17 protein-coding genes are annotated in these 18452 nt (G+C 62.9%); 1 reads left to right on the top strand and 16 read right to left on the bottom strand.

Annotation, left to right across the window (positions count from 1 at the left end; translation table 11 throughout):
* Positions 1-254 precede the first annotated feature (254 nt).
* From RA24_RS22925 to sciP, 5 genes are all read right to left on the bottom strand, one after another.
* Positions 255-377 carry a hypothetical protein gene (locus tag RA24_RS22925; protein WP_019296173.1) on the bottom strand — a complete coding sequence of 41 codons (123 nt, stop codon included), beginning with the start codon at positions 375-377 and terminating at the stop codon, positions 255-257.
* A 148-nt stretch (positions 378-525) separates the two neighbouring features.
* The gene (recG, locus tag RA24_RS15640) at positions 526-2616 is read right to left on the bottom strand and encodes an ATP-dependent DNA helicase RecG (protein ID WP_039192770.1); all 2091 of its coding nucleotides are present in this window, start codon (positions 2614-2616) and stop codon (positions 526-528) included.
* The gene (gene ligA, locus RA24_RS15635) at positions 2613-4865 is read right to left on the bottom strand and encodes an NAD-dependent DNA ligase LigA (protein WP_052269610.1); all 2253 of its coding nucleotides are present in this window, start codon (positions 4863-4865) and stop codon (positions 2613-2615) included. Before ligA ends, recG begins: the two co-directional genes overlap by 4 nt.
* 168 nt (positions 4866-5033) lie before the next feature.
* On the bottom strand, positions 5034-5753 hold the full coding sequence (ctrA, locus tag RA24_RS15630) for a response regulator transcription factor CtrA (protein WP_019296170.1): 720 nt from the start codon (positions 5751-5753) through the stop codon (positions 5034-5036).
* A 117-nt stretch (positions 5754-5870) separates the two neighbouring features.
* Positions 5871-6158 carry a CtrA inhibitor SciP gene (gene sciP / locus RA24_RS15625; protein WP_019296169.1) on the bottom strand — a complete coding sequence of 96 codons (288 nt, stop codon included), beginning with the start codon at positions 6156-6158 and terminating at the stop codon, positions 5871-5873.
* Between the two features lie 147 nt (positions 6159-6305).
* Between sciP and mnmA the strand changes: the two genes are divergently transcribed.
* On the top strand, positions 6306-7451 hold the full coding sequence (gene mnmA, locus RA24_RS15620; protein WP_039192767.1) for a tRNA 2-thiouridine(34) synthase MnmA: 1146 nt from the start codon (positions 6306-6308) through the stop codon (positions 7449-7451).
* Between the two features lie 234 nt (positions 7452-7685).
* Here mnmA and lpxB read toward each other — a convergent pair whose 3' ends face one another.
* The 11 genes from lpxB to RA24_RS15570 form a co-directional block, all read right to left on the bottom strand.
* Positions 7686-8852: a lipid-A-disaccharide synthase gene (gene lpxB / locus RA24_RS15615; RefSeq protein ID WP_039192765.1), complete on the bottom strand. Its 1167-nt coding sequence runs from the start codon at positions 8850-8852 to the stop codon at positions 7686-7688.
* Positions 8849-9637 carry an LpxI family protein gene (locus tag RA24_RS15610; RefSeq protein ID WP_039192762.1) on the bottom strand — a complete coding sequence of 263 codons (789 nt, stop codon included), beginning with the start codon at positions 9635-9637 and terminating at the stop codon, positions 8849-8851. Before RA24_RS15610 ends, lpxB begins: the two co-directional genes overlap by 4 nt.
* A gap of 4 nt (positions 9638-9641) precedes the next feature.
* Positions 9642-10427, bottom strand: coding sequence for an acyl-ACP--UDP-N-acetylglucosamine O-acyltransferase (gene lpxA / locus RA24_RS15605; RefSeq protein ID WP_039145743.1), 786 nt, complete (start codon positions 10425-10427; stop codon positions 9642-9644).
* 1 nt (position 10428) lies between these two features.
* Complete coding sequence (fabZ, locus tag RA24_RS15600) at positions 10429-10899, bottom strand: 3-hydroxyacyl-ACP dehydratase FabZ (RefSeq protein ID WP_019296164.1); 471 nt, start codon at positions 10897-10899, stop codon at positions 10429-10431.
* Positions 10900-10974: 75 nt separating this feature from the next.
* Positions 10975-11580 (bottom strand): OmpH family outer membrane protein, encoded by a 606-nt coding sequence (locus RA24_RS15595; protein WP_039192760.1) that lies wholly within the window; start codon positions 11578-11580, stop codon positions 10975-10977.
* A gap of 4 nt (positions 11581-11584) precedes the next feature.
* Entirely contained in the window at positions 11585-13975 is a 2391-nt protein-coding gene (bamA, locus tag RA24_RS15590) for an outer membrane protein assembly factor BamA (protein ID WP_039192757.1), read from the bottom strand.
* 127 nt (positions 13976-14102) lie between these two features.
* Positions 14103-14228, bottom strand: a complete 126-nt coding sequence (locus RA24_RS22920; protein WP_275041215.1) for a hypothetical protein — start codon at positions 14226-14228, stop codon at positions 14103-14105.
* 142 nt (positions 14229-14370) lie between these two features.
* The gene (gene rseP / locus RA24_RS15585; RefSeq protein WP_019296160.1) at positions 14371-15720 is read right to left on the bottom strand and encodes an RIP metalloprotease RseP; all 1350 of its coding nucleotides are present in this window, start codon (positions 15718-15720) and stop codon (positions 14371-14373) included.
* 4 nt (positions 15721-15724) lie between these two features.
* Complete coding sequence (dxr, locus tag RA24_RS15580) at positions 15725-16897, bottom strand: 1-deoxy-D-xylulose-5-phosphate reductoisomerase (protein ID WP_039192755.1); 1173 nt, start codon at positions 16895-16897, stop codon at positions 15725-15727.
* A 16-nt stretch (positions 16898-16913) separates the two neighbouring features.
* Positions 16914-17690 carry a phosphatidate cytidylyltransferase gene (locus RA24_RS15575; protein ID WP_019296158.1) on the bottom strand — a complete coding sequence of 259 codons (777 nt, stop codon included), beginning with the start codon at positions 17688-17690 and terminating at the stop codon, positions 16914-16916.
* A complete protein-coding gene (locus RA24_RS15570) occupies positions 17687-18445 on the bottom strand; it encodes an isoprenyl transferase (RefSeq protein WP_039192752.1) in 759 nt (252 codons plus the stop codon). The genes RA24_RS15575 and RA24_RS15570 overlap by 4 nt, the downstream gene beginning before the upstream one ends.
* Positions 18446-18452 lie beyond the last annotated feature (7 nt).

The following is an 18452-nucleotide window of genomic DNA, read 5'->3' as shown; positions in this document are numbered from 1 at the left end:
GCCCTGCATTCTTGCAGGGCTTTGGCTTTCTATGCCCCGCACCAATGAAAAAACCGCCGCACATCCGGGCAGATGGCGGCGGCAGTCATGCTCTGTTGTGCGGGACCCGGGCGGGCCAGGCAGGATCTTGAGGCAATTCAGTCGAAGATCGGGCCGAGGGGGATCTGTACAGGCGGTTGATCCCCTAAGAACAGTCCGGGACAGGAAAGGGCCGGCCCGGCACAGCAGAGGCATTCAGGAAAACGGTACAGGCGTCAGAACAGCCCCGGCAGGTGCAGCGCCGCCACCAGCATCACCATCAGCGAGGCCGCACCGATGGCGTCCTGCAGCAGGGTTGAATGGGCGTTTTGAATGGTGGTCTTGATCTGTGCAATCATGGCTCGGGCCTCCTCCAGTCTGTGTCGCTGCTCTCTGGCAATCTTGTTGCCTCTTTGTTCTCATTTTCAGGCGCGCCTGTAAAGAACTTTTTGAGAACATTTGCGAACACATGAGAACACCGCAGCGGAACAGTCGCGGGAGCGGAGGCTAACCCACTGAAATCAAACGGATCGCCTGATCCTGTTTCATCAGCCACAACAGAACGCGCGCCGCCTTGCCGCGCTCCCCCTCCAGCTTGGGATCAGCCGCCAGCAGCGCCCGCGCGTCGCTTTGCGCCACTGCCATCAGCCCGGCCTGTCGTTCCAGGTCGGCGATTTGGAATCGCGGCAGCCCGGATTGCGCGGTGCCGATCATATCGCCCGCCCCGCGCATCTGAAGGTCGGTCTCGGAGATCCGGAACCCGTCTTCGGTCTCGCGCAGCACCTCCAGCCGCTTTCGGCCGCCCTCGGTCAGCGGCGGCTGGTACATCAGGAGACAGGTCGACTCGGCACTTCCACGCCCCACCCGCCCGCGCAGCTGGTGCAGCTGGGCCAGGCCGAAAATCTCGGCCCGCTCAATCACCATGATCGAGGCATTGGGCACGTTCACCCCGACCTCAATCACCGTGGTGGCCACCAGAACCTTTGTCTTTCCTTCAACAAACGCCGCCATCGCCGCGTCCTTCTCAGAGGGGGGCATCTGGCCGTGCACCAGTCCAACTGTTCCTTCGCCGAGAATAGCGCGCAGGTGCTTGAAGCGTTCTTCCGCCGCCGTCAGGTCGCTCAGCTCGGATTCGTCCACCAGCGGGCAAACCCAGTAGCACTGCCGCCCCTCGGCAATCGCCTTGCGCAGGTGGTCCACCACCTCCTGCATCCGCTCCGTACTGATCACGGCTGTCTTGACCGGCTTGCGCCCCGGCGGTTTCTCATCCAGCACCGAGACATCCATGTCGCCATACTGCGCCAGCGCCAGCGAGCGCGGGATCGGTGTCGCGGTCATCACCAGAACGTCGGCGCCCTTGCCCTTTTCCGCCAGCTCCATCCGCTGGCGCACGCCGAAGCGGTGCTGTTCATCGACAATCGCAAGGCGCAGGTCACGGAATTCCACGTCATGCTGGAACACTGCATGAGTGCCGACCAGAATGTGAATATCGCCGCGCTTCAGCGCCGCCAATTTTGCCTTTCGCTCAGCGCCCTTGTCGCGGCCCGTCAGGATCTCGATCACCACGCCCGCGTCTTCGGCCAGCGGTGCAAGCCCTTCCATGTGCTGCTGCGCCAGAATGCCGGTTGGGGCCATCATCACCCCCTGACCGCCCGCTTCAACAGCAACCAGCAAGGCCATGAAAGCAACCAATGTTTTCCCGGCCCCCACATCCCCTTGCAGCAGGCGGTTCATGCGCTTGTCCGCCGCCATATCGGCAGAGATTTCCTCGATCGCGCGGGCCTGTGCGCCTGTTGGCCGGTACGGCAGCGCCTGCAGCACCTTGGACTGCAACCGTCCGGTGGCCGCACTTTGGATGCCACGCGCCTTGCGCTCCTTCTGGCGCGCCAGCGCCAGGGTCAGCTGGTGTGCAAACAGCTCGTCATAGGCCAGGCGCGCCCGTGCCGGCGCCTGCGGGCTGAGGTCATCGGGGCCTTGCGGCGTATGGGCAAACTGGAGCGCCTCATGCCAGGCGGGCCAGTTTTCCCGCAGCATCTGCGCCGGGTCGATCCACTCTGCCAGTTCCGGCATCCGCGCCAGCGCGCTTTGCGCCGCTTTGTACATAGTCTTTTGCGTGACCCCGTGGGTCAGGCTGTAGACCGGTTCAAACTCCGGGATGCCATGCGCCTCTTCCACCGGCAGCATGTGGTCCGGATGCACCATCTGCGCGAGGCCATCGAACAGCTCCAGCTTACCCGAGACCACCCGCCGGGCGCTTTCGGGCAACTGCGCCTCGAGGTAGCGGCTACGGCCGTGGAAGAAGACCAGCTGGAACTCGGTCTCCGCGTCCTCCACATGAATGCGGTAGGCCCCGCCGCGATTGCGCGCCGGGCGGTGACGGCCAATGGTCACCTCCACCGTCACAGTGGCGGGCAACTCTACCCCGAGGATGGTGTCGCGGCGGCGCCGGTCCACCACCGAATACGGCAGCGAAAACAGCAGATCCCGCGGCGTTTCGATATCAATCTGGCTGAGGCTCTGCGCCGTTTTCGGGCCGACACCCTGCAGGGTCTCAGCGCCGGCAAACAGCGGAAACAGGATCTCGGGACGCCCGCTCATGCCTCTGCGATCAGCTCCAGCCAGCCGTCTTCGTCCATAGTCCGGATACCTAGTTCCGCCGCCTTCTTGGCCTTGGAGCCAGCGCCCGGACCCGCCACCAGGATGTCGGTCTTCTTGGAGACTGAGCCGGAAACCTTGGCCCCCAGCGCCTCTGCCCGCGCCTTGGCTTCGGCCCGGGTCATCTTCTCCAGCGTGCCGGTGAAGACCACGGTCTTTCCAGCCACCGGGCTGTCCGCGGCCGGGGCATCCGGCGGCACGATGGTGAGTTTTGCCACCAGCCGGTCAAACGCCGCGCGCTCCTCTGCGTTGGCAAAGGCGTCGGACAGGGAAAGGCCCAAAACTGCGCCGATCCCGTCCACGCCAATGAGGTCGGCCCAGGCAGACGAGGCGTCCGCGGGAACATTGCAAGCCGCAACGGCTGCCGCACGGGTTTCAGAGATCTTCGCGCGCCTGCCTTCGTCAGCTGCGGCTTGACGCTCCGCCTCTTCGGCTTCATCCGCGGCCCGGTGGGCCAGCGCAGCCGGGCGGGCAGTATCAATCGCCTCCGCCATTGCCTGCCAATCCCGGTAGTGCAGCGCCAGATCGCGGCCTGCAACCTCGCCAGCGTGGCGGATGCCAAGGGCAAAAATCAGCTTGGCCAGCGGGATGGTTCGCTTTTCCTCAATCGCCGCAAACAGGTTCTCGGCGGACTTCTCTCCCCAGCCCTCGCGGTTTTTCAGCTGCTGCAGGCCAGACCCATAATTTGCTTGCAGATCAAAGATATCTGCAGGCTCCTTGATCCATTCATCACCGTGGAACTGCTCCACCTGCTTGGCGCCCAGCCCTTCGATGTCAAAGGCTGCGCGGGAAACAAAATGCTTCAGCTTCTCCACCGCCTGGGCGGGGCAGATGATGCCGCCGGAGCAGCGGCGCACCGCATCGCCCTCTTCCCGTTCCGCCGGGCTGCCGCACTCCGGGCAGATGTGCGGGAACTGGTAAGGTTCTGCGCCATCCGGGCGTTTGGCCAGATCCACATCGGCCACCTTGGGGATCACATCGCCGGCGCGGTAGATCTGCACCCAATCACCGATGCGGATGTCCTTGCCGCCGCGGATTTCCTCGCCCTTTGAATCGCGCCCCTGAATGTAGTCCTCATTGTGCAGCGTGGCGTTGGACACCACCACCCCGCCAACCGTCACCGGGGTGAGCCGCGCCACCGGGCTGAGCGCACCTGTGCGGCCGACCTGAATGTCGATGGCCTCCAGCCGGGTCCAGGCAAGTTCGGCTGGGAATTTGTGCGCAATCGCCCAGCGGGGTGTGGTGGAGCGGAACCCAAGCCGTCCCTGCAGCGCCAGGTCGTTGACCTTGTAAACCACGCCGTCGATGTCATAGCCGAGCGTCGCGCGCTGTTCCTCTATGCTGCGGTAGTGGTTGATCATCTCCTCGGTGGACGCACAGAGCCGGGTCAGCGGATTGGTCTGAAAGCCCAGGGACTTCAGCCGTTCGATTGCCTCTATCTGGGTCTCTGCCAGCGGTTCGCTCAGCTCTCCCCAGCTGTAGGCAAAGAACCGCAAGGGCCGCGCACGGGTGATTTCCGCATCCAGCTGCCGCAAGGAGCCCGCAGCCGCATTGCGCGGATTGGCAAAGGTCTTGCCGCCGCGTTCCTCGTGCCGGGCATTCAGCGCCTCGAAATCCGCGTGGCTCATGTAAACTTCGCCGCGCACTTCCAGAACGTCCGGCGCCCCTTCCAATTGCTGCGGGATGTCGGCAATGGTGCGGGCGTTGGCGGTCACGTTCTCGCCAATGCTGCCATCGCCGCGGGTCGCCGCCTGGATCAGCGTGCCGTTTTCATAGCGCAGGGACAGCGACAGCCCGTCAATTTTAGGCTCCGCCGTGAAGGCCAGGGCATCCGCCGGGCTGAGGCCGAGGTACTTGCGGATGCTGCGGTCGAAATCCGCGACGTCTTCATCCTCAAAGGCATTGCCCAGCGACAGCATCCGAACGGAATGAGTGATCTTGCCAAAGCCGGACGCGGCAGGCGCGCCGACCGCGTCCAGCTGGGTGGCCGCTTCCGCGAGTTCAGGGAAAGCATCCGCAAGAGCCCGGTAGCGGCGCTTAAGCGAATCATATTCTGCATCACTGATCTCCGGCGCGTCGTCCTGGTGATAGGTCAGATCAGCCGCCCGCAACTGCTCTTCAATCGCCTCAAATTCCGCCTTAGCGTCATCTGCTGTCAGGCTGGCCACGTCTTTTTCTGTCAATTCTGCCACGCGCGGTCCCTCTTCGTTCTCCCCTCCGGTGATAAGGCTCCACGCGCGCCGCGTCCAGCGCATCTGACAGTCGGCGCACTGCAGCCGTTAAAAACAAAAAGACCCGCCCAAAGGCAGGTCTTTGCAACCGGTGGCGCATCATCACGCGCCACCCGGGTGTTCTTCCTTTCAGGCGCCGACAGCCATCCGCTGACCGCCTGACATATGATCTTCCTGCGGATCACGCAGCACATAGCCGCGGCCCCAGACAGTTTCGATGTAGTTTTCGCCGTCTGTCGCGTTGCTGAGTTTCTTACGCAACTTACAGATGAAAACATCGATGATTTTCAGTTCCGGTTCATCCATGCCGCCATAAAGATGGTTCAGGAACATCTCCTTGGTCAGCGTGGTACCCTTGCGCAGGGACAGAAGCTCCAGCATCTGGTATTCCTTGCCGGTCAGATGCACCGCCTTGCCGCCGGCCTCCACCGTCTTGGCGTCCAGATTGACCGCGATCTTGCCGGTCTTGATGATCGACTGCGAATGGCCCTTGGACCGGCGGATAATCGCGTGGATCCGCGCCACCAGTTCCTCGCGGTGGAAGGGTTTGGTCAGATAGTCATCCGCGCCAAAGCCGAAGCCCTTGATCTTGTTGTCGGTATCGTCCGCACCGGACAGGATCAGAATGGGCGTTTCGATGCGGGACATGCGCAGCTGGCGCAGCACCTCATGGCCGTTCATATCCGGCAGCCCCAGATCCAAGAGGATCAGGTCATAGTCGTATAGTTTCGCCAGATCGATCCCTTCCTCCCCCAGATCCGTCGTATAAACGTTCAGGTTGGCATGGGTCAGCATCAGCTCGATGCTCTTGGCCGTGGTCGGATCATCCTCAACCAGCAGAATGCGCATATTATTTTCTCCGCCTGTACACTGTTTCCCTCAGGTCGCGTTAACCTTGGTGGAAAAAAGTTAATGCCTCGTTACCATGATGGTTAATTTAGAATTTCAACTCAAGGGCGGCCTGATTTATTTTGCGTCCTGATCACGGAATTTCTTGAGACGTGTGGTTTTCAGGGCCTCTTCGCCATGATCGGCAACGGCTGCAACCCAGCTGCGGAACTCTTCCTCGCTCAGGCCGTAGCGGCGCATTGCCTCCTTCTGGGGCAGCAGCCCATACAGCACACCGCGCACCACAGCTGCCTTGCGCGAGGCCACCCAGCGCTTGGTGGTTTCCGGCGGCAAATCCGCCCGGGTCATGATGGTGCCGTCCGGCAGGGTGACTGCCCGCGGCCCGTCGACTTTCTTCAAAAACATCTTTCTTCCCTCTGAAGATCTTGTTCGTTGGGTCTGGCACCAGAATTTCCCAACAGGCTTAACGCCGCATGAACCACGCCCCTTGAGAGTCCTTAGGATTTTCATATATTCTGCGGCGCCTGCCCCCTTGCCTTCAGGAGCTGCCCCATGGCGCTGGACCACGACACGGAACTCAATTCACTCGGCTTTGCCAAACCGCCCTCGGAAACCCGGGTGGTGGTGGCCATGTCCGGCGGCGTCGACAGCTCTGTTGTTGCTGCATATTTGGCCGATCAGGGCTATGACGTGGTCGGCGTGACGCTGCAGCTCTACGATCACGGCGCGGCCCTGGCGAAAAAAGGCGCCTGCTGCGCGGGCATCGATATCCATGATGCGCGGCGCGTGGCAGAGGAACGCGGCTTCCCGCACTACGTTCTGGATTATGAGAACATTTTTAAGGATGCGGTGATTGACGAGTTCGCCGACAGCTATCTGGCTGGTGCAACCCCGGTACCCTGCATCCGCTGCAATGAGCGGGTGAAGTTCAAGGATCTCCTGGAAACCGCCAAGGATCTGGAGGCCGACTGCATGGCGACCGGTCATTACATCCAGCGCAAGATGGGCGAGCACGGGCCGGAATTGCATTCTGCTGAAGACGCCAACCGCGACCAGAGCTACTTCCTGTTCTCCACCACGCCGGAGCAGCTCGATTACCTGCGCTTCCCGCTGGGCCACCTGCCTTCCAAGGACGCCACCCGCGAGATGGCGGCCCAGTACGGCCTGGCGGTGGCGGACAAACCCGACAGCCAGGACATCTGTTTCGTGCCGGACGGCAACTATGCCAGCGTGATCGAGAAACTGCGCCCCGGCGCAGCGGAGCCGGGCGAGATCGTGCATTCCGACGGCCGGGTGCTGGGCAGCCACGAGGGCGTCATCCACTATACCATCGGCCAGCGCCGCGGCCTCGGCATCGGCGGGCTCAGCGAACCGCTTTATGTGGTGAAACTGGATGTGGACACAAAACAGGTGGTTGTCGGCCCCAAGGAGCTGCTGGCCACCCGCACCATCCCGGTGCGCGAGATCAACTGGCTGGGCGATGACCCCTTCACAAGCCGCAAAGAATGGCATCTGAAGGTCAAGGTCCGCTCCACCCACCCGCCGCGCGAGGCGATCATCCGGCCGCTGACTGAGACCACTGCCGAGGTAGAGCTGCTGACGCCGGAAGAAGGCGTCTCCCCCGGCCAGGCTTGCGTGTTCTACGCCAGCGAGGGCAGCCGCATCTTCGGCGGCGGCTGGATCTGGCGCGGCTACTGATCCACTGCCCGCCGGGTCAAGGGAGGCGAAGCCTCCGCGCGGCAGGCGCGGCTTGCCCTTGACGCGGCATCTTCAAAACAAAATCGGAAGAGCGCCTTAAGGGCAGACCTGCCCTTAGGTGCTTCTCAGCAGAATATCCTGCAAAATTCTCGTGTTTCCCAGCCGTCTGCGTTCTGCGGCTGCGGAGCGGCGCACTCCGCGCGGCGGAGGCTTTGCATCCGGCGCGCTTACGGCTTACCTGCCGGGCAACCGGTCAAGAACCGCACGGGCGGCGCGCAGACCGGGCTCTTCTCCGCCCTGTCCCAAGCGCTGCATGGTCAGTTCCATCGCTTCCCGCTGAGCACTGGGATTTCCGGCAGATTCCTCCAGCCGGGCGGAGATGTTCTCCGGCGTGCAGTCCGGCCCCAGGCATTCCAGCACCACCCGCGTATCGCTCACCAGGTTGACCAACGTCACCGTGTCGATCAGCGCCATGCGCTTCATGATTTGCCAGGTCAGCCATTGAAACTTATAGGCAATCACCATCGGCGTACGGGCGGCGGCCAGTTCCAGCGAAACGGTACCAGAGGCAGCCAGCGCCAGGCTGGCGGAGGCAAAGGCGGCGCGTTTATGCGCTTTGGCACGGTCCGGAGTGTACCGGTTCGGATCAACCATGACAGTGCCCGCCGGCCAATCCTTGAGTGCGTCTTGCACCAGACCCGCGACGGGCGCGGCGGCAGGAATCACAATCCGGTAATCTGGATGCTTTGCGCAAAATTGCTCCAGAGCCCCGCCAAAGTCCGGCGCCAGCCGCGAAACTTCAGACCGGCGCGATCCGGGCAGTGCCAAGACAAACGGCGCATCACCCAAACCGAATTCACTGCGGAAGGCCTGGATCTCTGCATCCGTGGCCTGAGGCTCCGCCACAACCGGGTGGCCGACGAAGTCGCACTCCATGCCCGCCGCTTCCATGTAGGGCGGCTCGAACGGCAGTAGTGCCAGAACGTGATCAATGACTTCAGCCATTTTCCCGGCCCGTTTGGGCCGCCACGCCCAGACCGAGGGCGCCACATAATGCACGGTGCGGATTTTGCTGCGATCCTTGACCAGCCGCGCAACGCGCAAACTAAAGTCCGGGCTGTCGATGGTAATCAGCACATCCGGCTTTGTTTCGATCACGGCCTCTGCCGTTTCCCGGATCCGGCGCTTCAGGTGGCGGTACTTGGGCAGCACCTCCGCCAGCCCCATGACCGACAACTCATCCATTGGAAAGCGCGATACCAGCCCCTGCTCCGCCATCAGCGTCCCGCCGATGCCATCGAATTGTACGCCGGGTGACAGTTGTTTCAGGCCTGCCATCAGCGCTCCGCCCAGCCGGTCGCCCGAAGGCTCGCCCGCCAGGATAAAGACCCGCAGGCTCATGCCTCGCGCAGCCAGAGGAACAAGCCCAGCCGGTCGCAGGCCGCAATCACCGCGTCCTGATCCAGAACGATGACACCGCCCGCCTCCAGCACAATGCCGGACAGCCCGGCTTTAGCCGCGGCTTCGACCGTCTCCACACCAATGGTGGGCAGATCGGCGCGGCGGTCCTGTGCCGGTTTCGGCGCCTTGAACAAGAGACCGCCCTGCCCGTCCGGACGATGCTGCAGCGAGGTCAGCATCCAGTCAGTGCCAAACAGGTTTTCGACCGCAATCGCCTGCCCTTTGCGCACGGCGCAGGACTGGCCGATGTCAGCCGCAGACATGGCCACGACGATCTCCGCGCCGCGTTCAGCGTCTGCCTTGTCCAGTTCACCGGGCTGCACTTTGGTCGGCACACCCGCAGCCATCAGAAGCCCCGGCGCCACCTCATGAGCCGCGCGGACGGCAAAGCCTGCCTGTTCGAAAATCCCGATAATCGCGCGCAAGGCCCCATCGTCACCAGCCGCAAGCGCCGCTTGCAGCACCGGCACCAGCGGCATCGTGGCCGCATCAATAGAAGAGGGATCAATATGCGGGCGGCGCACAGCGCCAGCCAGGCAAATCTCGGTCACTTCCGCCGCCTTCAGCCGCTCCAGAAAACTGCCGAGCTGTTCAAAGCGGAAGGTGATTTCCGGATCGACCATGTCCGGTTTAGCCCCTGCCATTGCACAGATCAGCGGGCGGCCCGGCGCATGCGCGGCCACTTCTGCCGGCAGCGCGCCGGTGCCTGCAATCACTGCCAGCATCGCATCAGCCCCCCGGAGTCAGGAAGGAGCGGTCGCTTCCGCCGGTGATGAAGGCAACAATACGCTGCACATATTCACTGTCGGTCTCATCCCCCAGCCGCTTGGCGCGCTCTTGGAAGGTTCCTTCGCCCTGGGCCAGCATCTGAAACGCTGCGCGCAAGGCGGTGATGTCGCTGCGGGCGACGCCGCGGCGCTTCAGGCCGACCAGGTTCAAGCCGTCCAGCTCGCCGCGCTGCGCCTGCACCAGGCCATAGGGAATCACGTCGTTGGTCACCATGGTAACCGCGCCGATGATCGCGCCCTTGCCGATCCGCACCCATTGATGGATGCCGGACAACCCGCCGATGATTACATCGTCCTCCAGCACGCAGTGCCCCGCCACAGCGGCAGAGTTCACCACGATCACCCGGTCGCCGACCTGGGCGTCATGGGCGATATGGCAGCCGGCCATGAAAAGACCGTCATCGCCAATACGCGTCACGCCGCCGCCGCCCTCGGTGCCGGCATTCACCGTCACATGCTCGCGGATGCGGTTGCGCTTGCCGATCACGGTCTTGCACTTCTCGCCTTTGAACTTCAGGTCCTGCGGGATCTCCCCCAGCACCGCAAAGGGGAACACCACGGTCTCGTCACCGATTTCGGTATCGCCGGTGACAACTACATGGGATTTCAGAACAACCCTGTCCCCCAGAACCGCCTCGGGGCCAACCACGCAGAACGGGCCGATCTCGCAGTCCTTTCCAAGCTTGGCACCCTCTTCAATCACGGCACTGGGGTGGATCTTGCTCATTTCAGCTTTCCTCGGCCTGGCGGTCGACCATTGCGGTAAATTCAGCCTCTGCAGCCACTTCGCCCTCAACCGTCGCACGGCCCAGGAACTTGAAGATCTTGCCGCCCGGCTTGCCGCGCAGGGTTTCCACATGCATCTCCAGCACGTCGCCCGGCACCACCTTGCGGCGGAACTTGCACTTGTCGATGTTCATGAAATAGATCAGCAGGTCGGTGTCGACCATATCCATGCCGACCCCCAGCATCACGCCGGCGGTCTGCGCCATCGCCTCGACGATGGTCACGCCCGGCATAATCGGCGTGCCCGGAAAATGACCCTGGAAATGCGGCTCGTTCATGGTGACATTCTTGATGCCGCGCGCCGATTTATAGCTGTCGATGTCGACCACCTTGTCGACCAGCAGGAACGGATAACGGTGCGGCAGGATCCGCTGGATCAGTTGAATGTCAGCGCTTTGCAGCTCGGTGGTCATGCTTGGTTTCCCATTTACGTCAAGAATACTGCGCTGTCCCTAGCAAGCGGACAGGCTTTGGGCAAGTTCGCGCACTCAGCGGTCGCCGTCCTCATCTGCGGCGCCGTCACCCAGAACGGCATCGATCCGGGCGATTGCCAAGGCCGTGATGTCGGCCGCGTCGGCACTCAGAAACACCGAGGAATGATCAAGGATCGCCCCAGCCCCGGCTTCCCGCATGATTTGCTGCAGCACCGGCAGAGACGCCTTAATGAACTCCCGCCGGGCATCCTCGCCCATCTGGGTTATCTCGCGCAGCTTCTGGTCCTGGCGGCGGCGGGTTTCCTGGACTTTCTCATCAAAGGCATCCGCCAGAGCGCGGAAAGCTTCCGGCTCCATCTCGCTGCGCCGTTCGGTCAGGTCCAGCTCCTCCTTACGCAGTTCCGCCTCGATACGGCGGTTCTCCGCGGTCAGAACCGCGCCTTCGGCCTCGATCTCGCGTTCCACCCGCTTGCCAAAGGCGCTTTCCGAGAACAGCCGGTCCGGCTGAATCGTGAGGATGCCGCTTTGCGGCAGCCCCAGCTGAAATTCGGCCCCGCTGCTGCCCGCAGCCTCCTGTGCGCGGACGGGTGCAGTGCCGGCGCAGATCAGCGCTAGGGCAAGCCCCAGCGCTGCCCTGGCTCCGGGCTTCGGCTGCCGCACCAGATCAGAACCTCGCCTGCAAGGTCAGGTCAAAGCTCTGCTCCTCGTCAAAGTCCTCTTTCTTGAGGGCTTTGGAGAAGTTGAACCGCAGCGGGCCGAACCCGGTGGTCCAAAGAAGCGAGACACCAACAACATGGCGGAAAGACTTTTCGTGGCCGACAATGCTGTTGCTTGCAATTGTGTCAACATTCTCCAGGCCCCAGAGGCCACCGACGTCATAGAACAGGCCGCCGCGCATGCCCAGTTCTTCCGGCAGGCCAAGCGGGAATTCCGCATCGAACCGCGCAACCGCATAGTAGTTGCCGCCCAGGAAGTCGTTGTAAGGGCCATTGGGACCGCCAGAGGACCGATCCCGCGGCCCGATACCACCCGGCTCAAACCCGCGCATGACGGAAGGTGTCAGAACAAAGCGGTCGATCGTCCGGCTGTTTCCGCTACCTTCCCATTGGAAAGCACCAGCCTCCAGCGTGGCGCGGATGGTGACTTCTTCGTTCCAAATCTGTTTCTGAGCAACGAGTTTTGTGGTTGCCTTGACGTATTCGGAATCCCCGCCCAGACCTGCATAGTCAGCGCCGATTTCAACCAGGAAACCAGCAGTCGGATCGAGCCCGGTCAGGCGGCTGTCATACCGGTAGGTAAAGCCAATTGCGCTGGCATTCCGTTCACCCTGCCCAATCTCGCTGCGGATAATCGGGCCAGCCAGATTCTGGTTGGTGTCATCGTCGTCAAACTGCATCTCGTCCGCGTCCCAAGTGTAACGGACCTGCAGCGAGGTATCCTCGCCGGTATCGAACGTTAGCGCAGGCTGGAAGAAGACGCGCTTGGTCTTGTATTCGGAGAAACTGGAGTCGGTTTCATTGAGGCCCAGGTCCAGATCAAACCGCAGTTTCCGGCCCAGCAGGTAAGGTTCGGTGAAGCCCAGCACGTAGGAGTCGGATTCCGTCGCGGTTGCGATATTCAGCGACAGCCGCTGGCCGCGGCCAAGGAAGTTGTTTTCCGTCAGGCCGATGCTCAGACCAAAGCCGTCGGTGACCGAGTAGGCACCGCCGAGGTTCAGCGAGCCGGTCGGCTGTTCTTCGACATCCACATCGACAATCACCTGATCGGCGGAGCTGCCTTCGCGGGTTTCGACGTCCGCATTGGCAAAGAAACCCAGCGCGCGGATCCGCTCCGCGCTGTTGCGGATGGAGCGCGGGTTGAAGGGGTCGCCTTCAACAGAGGCAAACTGCTGGCGGACAACCCGGTCCAGGGTGGTGGTGTTGCCTTCGATGTCGATCCGTTCGACAAAAACGCGCGGGCCGCGCGTCAGCACGAATTCAATGTCCAGGGTCAGGTCACGGTCATTGCGGGTGACCCGCGGCTCAACCCGCAGGAAATCGATCTCATTGCGGACGGCCAGGCCTTCCATCCGGTCGATCGCATTTTCGACCAGGGACGGTGTGTAAGTCACGCCCGGCTTGATTTTCAGCGTGGAGGCAAATTCATCCGCGTCCGCTTCCGGCATTTCGCTGGTGACGGTGATATTGCCGAACTTGAACTGCTGGCCTTCGGTCACGTCAACAACCAGGAACACAGCGTCGCGTTCCTCGGTCACTTCTGCGTTGGCGCTGTTCACCCGGAAGTCGACATAGCCGCGCGACAGGTAGAAGTCGCGCAGCACCTGCTTGTCGAATTCCAGCCGGTCCTCGATCAGGGTGTCGGAACGGATGAAGCCGCGCAGCAGGCCGGCCTGCTTGGTTTCCAGCACCCGGCGCAGACGGCGGTCCGAATAGACCCGGTTGCCGGTGAACGACACGCGCTCCACCTCGATGGTGTCGCCTTCGGAAATCTCGAACACCAGATCAACGCGGTTGTTGCTGCGGCGGATGATCCGCGGGGTCACGCGCGAGGCCAAACGCCCCTGCACGCTGTAGGCTTCGGCAATTGCGGCGGCGTCACGCTCTGCCTGCGTAGGGTTGAACACCCGGCGCGGCGCAGATTCGATGATTTGGTCCAGCGCGTCGTCCTTGAGGCGCTTGTTGCCTTCGAAACTGATCTGATTGATGGTCGGGAACTCAGTGACCTTGATCACCAGCGTGCTGCCGCGCGGCACGATTTCCACTGTTTCAAATACGCCACTGTCAAGAATGCGCTGGTAGGCGTCGTTCAGCTCGCCTGCGCTGACCGTCTGGCCGCGCTCGATGCCGGTATAAGCGACAACGGTCGACGTCTGAATGCGTTGATTGCCCTCTACCTGCACCGAATTGAAGCGGTAGCTTTGCGCTTCTGCCGGCAGCGGTGCCAGCGCGTAACCCAGCGCAACTGCCAGAGAAATAGCAGAAACTTTGCGGTACAAGATATTGATGCCCGACTTGCGCTCGACACAGGACTTGCCTGCGATTTTCCCCCAAACCATTTTTCAGAACCCGATTTTTATAGCAGCTTTGCGACGTGCGTACCGGGTTTGAAAGCGCTTGTCAAAACCAACTAAGGCGCAACTTGAGGGCAACCGGCGCGGCGGGCTGGCGCGCCGGGTGCGGGAATCACAAAGTGGCGAGCCAGGTGCCTGCGGTCAGCGCGCCGGCAATGGCGAAACCAGTCAGTGCCCGGTCCCAGTTCAGGCGCACCAAGAGGCCAAGGCCGCGATAGGATTGCGAGAGTGTGTGCATCGGATATCCCCCAGTTCTTCACCCGCCCGCAAGCACGGCGCTCAGCGCGCGGGCTGCAGGTTGAGGAAAAGTTAACGGGGGAATGTGGCAGCACTTGGGCGGCACTATGGCCGCCCTTTGTTAGTGCTTCAGCTGTCGTTGATCAGCAAAACAGGTCGTTGCCCAAGGCAAACACCATCAGCGACAGCACCACAGCTATGCCAAAGGTCATCAGCACCCGCACCGCCCGGTCGCTGGGCGGACGCCCTGCAACGGCCTCATAGGCATAGAACACCAGGTGGCCGCCATCCAATGCGGGAATGGGAAACAGGTTCAGCAGGCCCACTGCCGTCGAAAGAACCGCAATGAAGCGGATAAAGCTTTCCGCCCCCTGGCTGGCCATCGCGCCGGAGGTTTCGGCAATGCCGATCGGGCCCGACAGGTTGCAGGTGCTGATCGCCCCGGTGATCATGTGCTTCAGGCCAGACAGCGAGGTCTCCACCACCGCCCAAACCTGATAGCTGCCTGCCGCAAGAGCTTCACCAAATCCCGCGGCTTCGGTTGCCGGCGAAAAGGCCAGCCCGCCGACGATACCGATCCGCCAGCGGGTGGCAAAGCCGCCATCCGGCTGCGGCTCATCGGTGCGCCGCGGTGCCAGCGCCATTTCGACGGTTTCGCCGCCGCGCCAGACATCCAGCACCAGCACCTTGCCGTCAGCCGCTTCAACCAGTTCCTTCAGCTGCTCAAAAGACACCAGCGGGGTGCCGTCCACTGCAACAATCACGTCATCCGGCTGCAGCCCTGCATCAGCCGCCGCGCTGCGCGGCACTACGCCGTGCACGTAAGGCGGATACAGAAAGGGCCCGTCGACCACGATCTCGTCACCGCCCCGGCGCACGGCGTACTCCAGCGGCTGCTGCTGCGGCAGCGCCTGCCGGAATGCCTCCCACGCATCGCTGTCCTGGTAGTTCGGAACAGGGACTCCCCCTGCGCTGATCAGCTCATCCCCCTGCTGCAAACCGTTCTCGAGCCCGGGCAGCGGCGCCAGGGCTCCAATGGTCAAAGGTTCGCGCATATTGCCCTGCGACAGCGCTACAGCGGTAAAGATGATGGCGGACATCACGAAGTTGAACACTGGGCCTGCCGCAACCGTCGCCGCCCGCGCCCACAAGGGCGCACCGTGCATGGTCCGGCGCAGGGCGGCGGGATCCGCGGCGGCGGCCTCCATCGCCTGCGCATCCTTGCCGGAGGCCGCATCGGAATCGCCCAGGAATTTCACGTAACCGCCAAAGGGCAGCGCCGCCACTTGCCAGCGGGTGCCGCGCTTGTCCATCCGGCTCCACAGCACCGGGCCGAACCCGATGGAGAACACCTCAGCATGAATGCCCGACCAGCGGCCGACGATATAGTGGCCGTATTCATGCACCGCCACGATCACCGACAAAGCGACGACAAAGCTGGCGATTGTATAGAGAAAACCGCCAAACTGCGGGACAAAAGAAAGTACGTCCAAAATTCTACCCTATGCGTTCTTCTGCGGCGCGCGCCGCCTGTTTCCTGGCGACATGGTCAACCCGGGTCACGTTATCAAGTGTCATTGCGGCATCTATGAGGCCGCCATCCGCCTCGATCCGCTCCAGCACTGCAGCGGTCACGGCGGCCATATCGGTGAACCGGATGCGCCCGGCAATGAACTCATCCAGCGCCTGTTCCTTGGCCGCGTTAAACGCCGCGCCCATCAGCCCGCCCCGCTCCATCACCTCATAGGCCTGGCGCAGCGCCGGATAGCGGGCCGGGTCCGGGGCGCGGAAATTCAGCTGGCCGATGCGGGCCAGGTCCAGCCGCTCCACCGGCAGGTTCTGGCGCGCGGGCCAGTGCAGCGCATAGCCGATGGCATGGCGCATATCGGCAGCACCCAGATGCGCCATCAGCGCGCCGTCATTGAAACCGACCAGCGCGTGCACCAGGGACTCGGGATGCACCAGCACCTCGATCTGTTCGGGCCGGACACCGAAGTACTCCCTGGTTTCAATGACTTCCAGCGCCTTATTGAACATGGACGCGCTGTCGATGGTGATCCGCTGCCCCATGTCCCAATTGGGATGCGAGGACGCCTGCGCCAGGCTTGCCTTCGCCAGATCCTCCAGCGGCCAATCCCGGAAGGCACCGCCCGATGCGGTGATGACAATCCGCTCAACCGCTTCAATGTCTTCCCCCACCAGCCCCTGAAACACCGCCGAATGCTCGCTGTCGACCGGCAGCAGCCGGGCGCCGTGTTGTTCCGCGGTTTCCAGCAGCAGCCTGCCTGCGCAGACCAGCGATTCCTTGTTGGCAAGCGCCAGCGTGGTGCCGTGTTTCAGCGCCTCCAGCCCCGGGGCCAGCCCCGCAGCGCCGACAATCGCCGACATGATCCAGTCTGCCGGGCGCGCCGCCGCCTCAACCAGCGCCGCCTGCCCCGCTGCCGCTTCGACATCAGAGCCCGCCAGCGCGGCCCGCAAATCCGGCAGGCGGTCTTCAAAGGCGGTAACGGCAACATCCGCACGCAAGGCTATGGCGTCTTCGGCCAGCCTGGCGATATTCGCTCCGCCGGTGAGCGCCACCACGTCATAGGCGTCAGGCGCGCGGCGGATCAGGTCGATGGTGTTCTGTCCAATCGACCCGGTGGCGCCGAAGATCGAGATTTTCCGCATGGTCTTTCCTGACTGGTTATCCCCAGAAGGCAGCGACGGCCAGGAACATGGCCGCTGCGCCCAGCATCCCGTCAAAGCGGTCAAACAGCCCGCCGTGGCCGGGAATCAGCGCGCTGGAATCCTTGACGCCCATCTTGCGCTTCAGGGCGCTTTCCGCCACATCGCCGGCCTGGCTGGCCATCGACAGAAGAACCGACAGCACGACAAGGCCAAAGCCCTGCCCCAACTGCGCGGCGAAGACAGCCCCGACAATGGCAGCCGCAATCCAGCCCGACGCGGTGCCGCTCCAGGTTTTCTTGGGGCTGACACGGGGCCAGAACTTGGGTCCGCCAAGGGCCTTGCCCGCAAAATACCCGGCCACATCTGTCGCAACCACGATGCAGATCAGCCACAGCATCCAAGCCATGCCCATCTGGCCGCGCAGCCAGATAAAACCGAACCCTGCCAGCAGCACCCACAGCGCGAATCCGGTGAAGTACTGCCGCCGTTCACGGATCTGACTGAAACCGGCGGCCACAGGTGCGGCCAGCACCGGCAGCACCCACAGGGCGGGCAGCAGCGACGCCAGCAGTACCGCAACGGCTGAGATCGCGCCAAGCTGCAGCGCCGTGCCGCTGCGTGACGGCATCAGCATCCGTACCAGCTCCCACACCATGCCGCCGCAGCACAGCGCGATCAGAGCATTGAAAATGAACCCGCCAGCCCAGACCGCAAAACCGCCTGCGGCAATCATCACGATGGCAGATACAGCCCGCGGCAGCAGGTCCGCCCAGCGGTCCTTGGCAGCACTCATGTCTTGACCGCCCCGAACCGGCGGTCGCGGCGGCCATAGCTGTTGCACAGCCGCTCCAGCTCCTCGCCCGAGAAATCAGGCCACAGCGTGTCGATGAACTCATATTCCGCATAAGCCGACTGCCACAGCAGGAAGTTCGAGATCCGCGCCTCGCCGCTGGTGCGGATCACCAGGTCCGGATCCGGCAACACATGGGTGTCCAGATAGCGCGGCAGGGTTTCCTCATCGACGTGATCAGGGTCCAGCCGGCCTTCGGCCACATCCCGCGCCAGCCGCTTGGTTGCGCGTGCGACCTCATCCCGGCCGCCATAGTTCAGCGCAATGGTCAGTTGGGTGCCGCTGTTGCCTTCGGTCTTACGCTCCAGCTTGTCCATCAGATCAATCAGCTTGGCATCCAGCCGCACCCGGTCGCCGATAAAGCGCACACGGACGTTCTGTTCAGCCAAGGCGTTCATTTCCTTGGAGATGTAGCGGCGGAACAGGCTCATCAGACCGGCAACTTCGGCCTGCGTCCGTTTCCAGTTCTCAGTCGAGAAGGCAAAGATGGTCAGGTATTCCACGCCCAGACTTGGGCAGCACTCGACAACTTCACGGACCCGGCGCGCACCTGCATGGTGGCCAAACAGCCGCGGCCTGCCCCGGGCCTGCGCCCAGCGGCCGTTGCCGTCCATGATTATGGCCACATGGCGCGGGCCGGAGCGGGCCGCCGGAACTTCTCCGGCAGCACTCGCGTGCGGGTTGGTGTCTCCTGGCATACTGCCC

It is taken from the genome of Leisingera sp. ANG-M6 (assembly GCF_000813905.1).
GTDB lineage: Bacteria > Pseudomonadota > Alphaproteobacteria > Rhodobacterales > Rhodobacteraceae > Leisingera.
This window is presented reverse-complemented; position numbering and strand designations above follow the sequence as displayed.

Bases quoted from the DNA above. Each gene is read 5' to 3' on its own strand.
- mnmA (WP_039192767.1), top strand. From the start codon at position 6,306: ATGGCGCTGGACCACGACACGGAACTCAATTCACTCGGCTTTGCCAAA.
- sciP (WP_019296169.1), bottom strand. From the start codon at position 6,158: ATGTTTTTGAAGAAAGTCGACGGGCCGCGGGCAGTCACCCTGCCGGAC.
- recG (WP_039192770.1), bottom strand. From the start codon at position 2,616: ATGAGCGGGCGTCCCGAGATCCTGTTTCCGCTGTTTGCCGGCGCTGAG.
- RA24_RS22925 (WP_019296173.1), bottom strand. From the start codon at position 377: ATGATTGCACAGATCAAGACCACCATTCAAAACGCCCATTCAACCCTG.
- RA24_RS22920 (WP_275041215.1), bottom strand. From the start codon at position 14,228: ATGCACACACTCTCGCAATCCTATCGCGGCCTTGGCCTCTTGGTGCGC.
- ctrA (WP_019296170.1), bottom strand. From the start codon at position 5,753: ATGCGCATTCTGCTGGTTGAGGATGATCCGACCACGGCCAAGAGCATC.
- RA24_RS15570 (WP_039192752.1), bottom strand. From the start codon at position 18,445: ATGCCAGGAGACACCAACCCGCACGCGAGTGCTGCCGGAGAAGTTCCG.
- RA24_RS15575 (WP_019296158.1), bottom strand. From the start codon at position 17,690: ATGAGTGCTGCCAAGGACCGCTGGGCGGACCTGCTGCCGCGGGCTGTA.
- bamA (WP_039192757.1), bottom strand. From the start codon at position 13,975: ATGGTTTGGGGGAAAATCGCAGGCAAGTCCTGTGTCGAGCGCAAGTCG.
- dxr (WP_039192755.1), bottom strand. From the start codon at position 16,897: ATGCGGAAAATCTCGATCTTCGGCGCCACCGGGTCGATTGGACAGAAC.
- lpxA (WP_039145743.1), bottom strand. From the start codon at position 10,427: ATGAGCAAGATCCACCCCAGTGCCGTGATTGAAGAGGGTGCCAAGCTT.
- RA24_RS15610 (WP_039192762.1), bottom strand. From the start codon at position 9,637: ATGCTGGCAGTGATTGCAGGCACCGGCGCGCTGCCGGCAGAAGTGGCC.
- lpxB (WP_039192765.1), bottom strand. From the start codon at position 8,852: ATGAGCCTGCGGGTCTTTATCCTGGCGGGCGAGCCTTCGGGCGACCGG.
- fabZ (WP_019296164.1), bottom strand. From the start codon at position 10,899: ATGACCACCGAGCTGCAAAGCGCTGACATTCAACTGATCCAGCGGATC.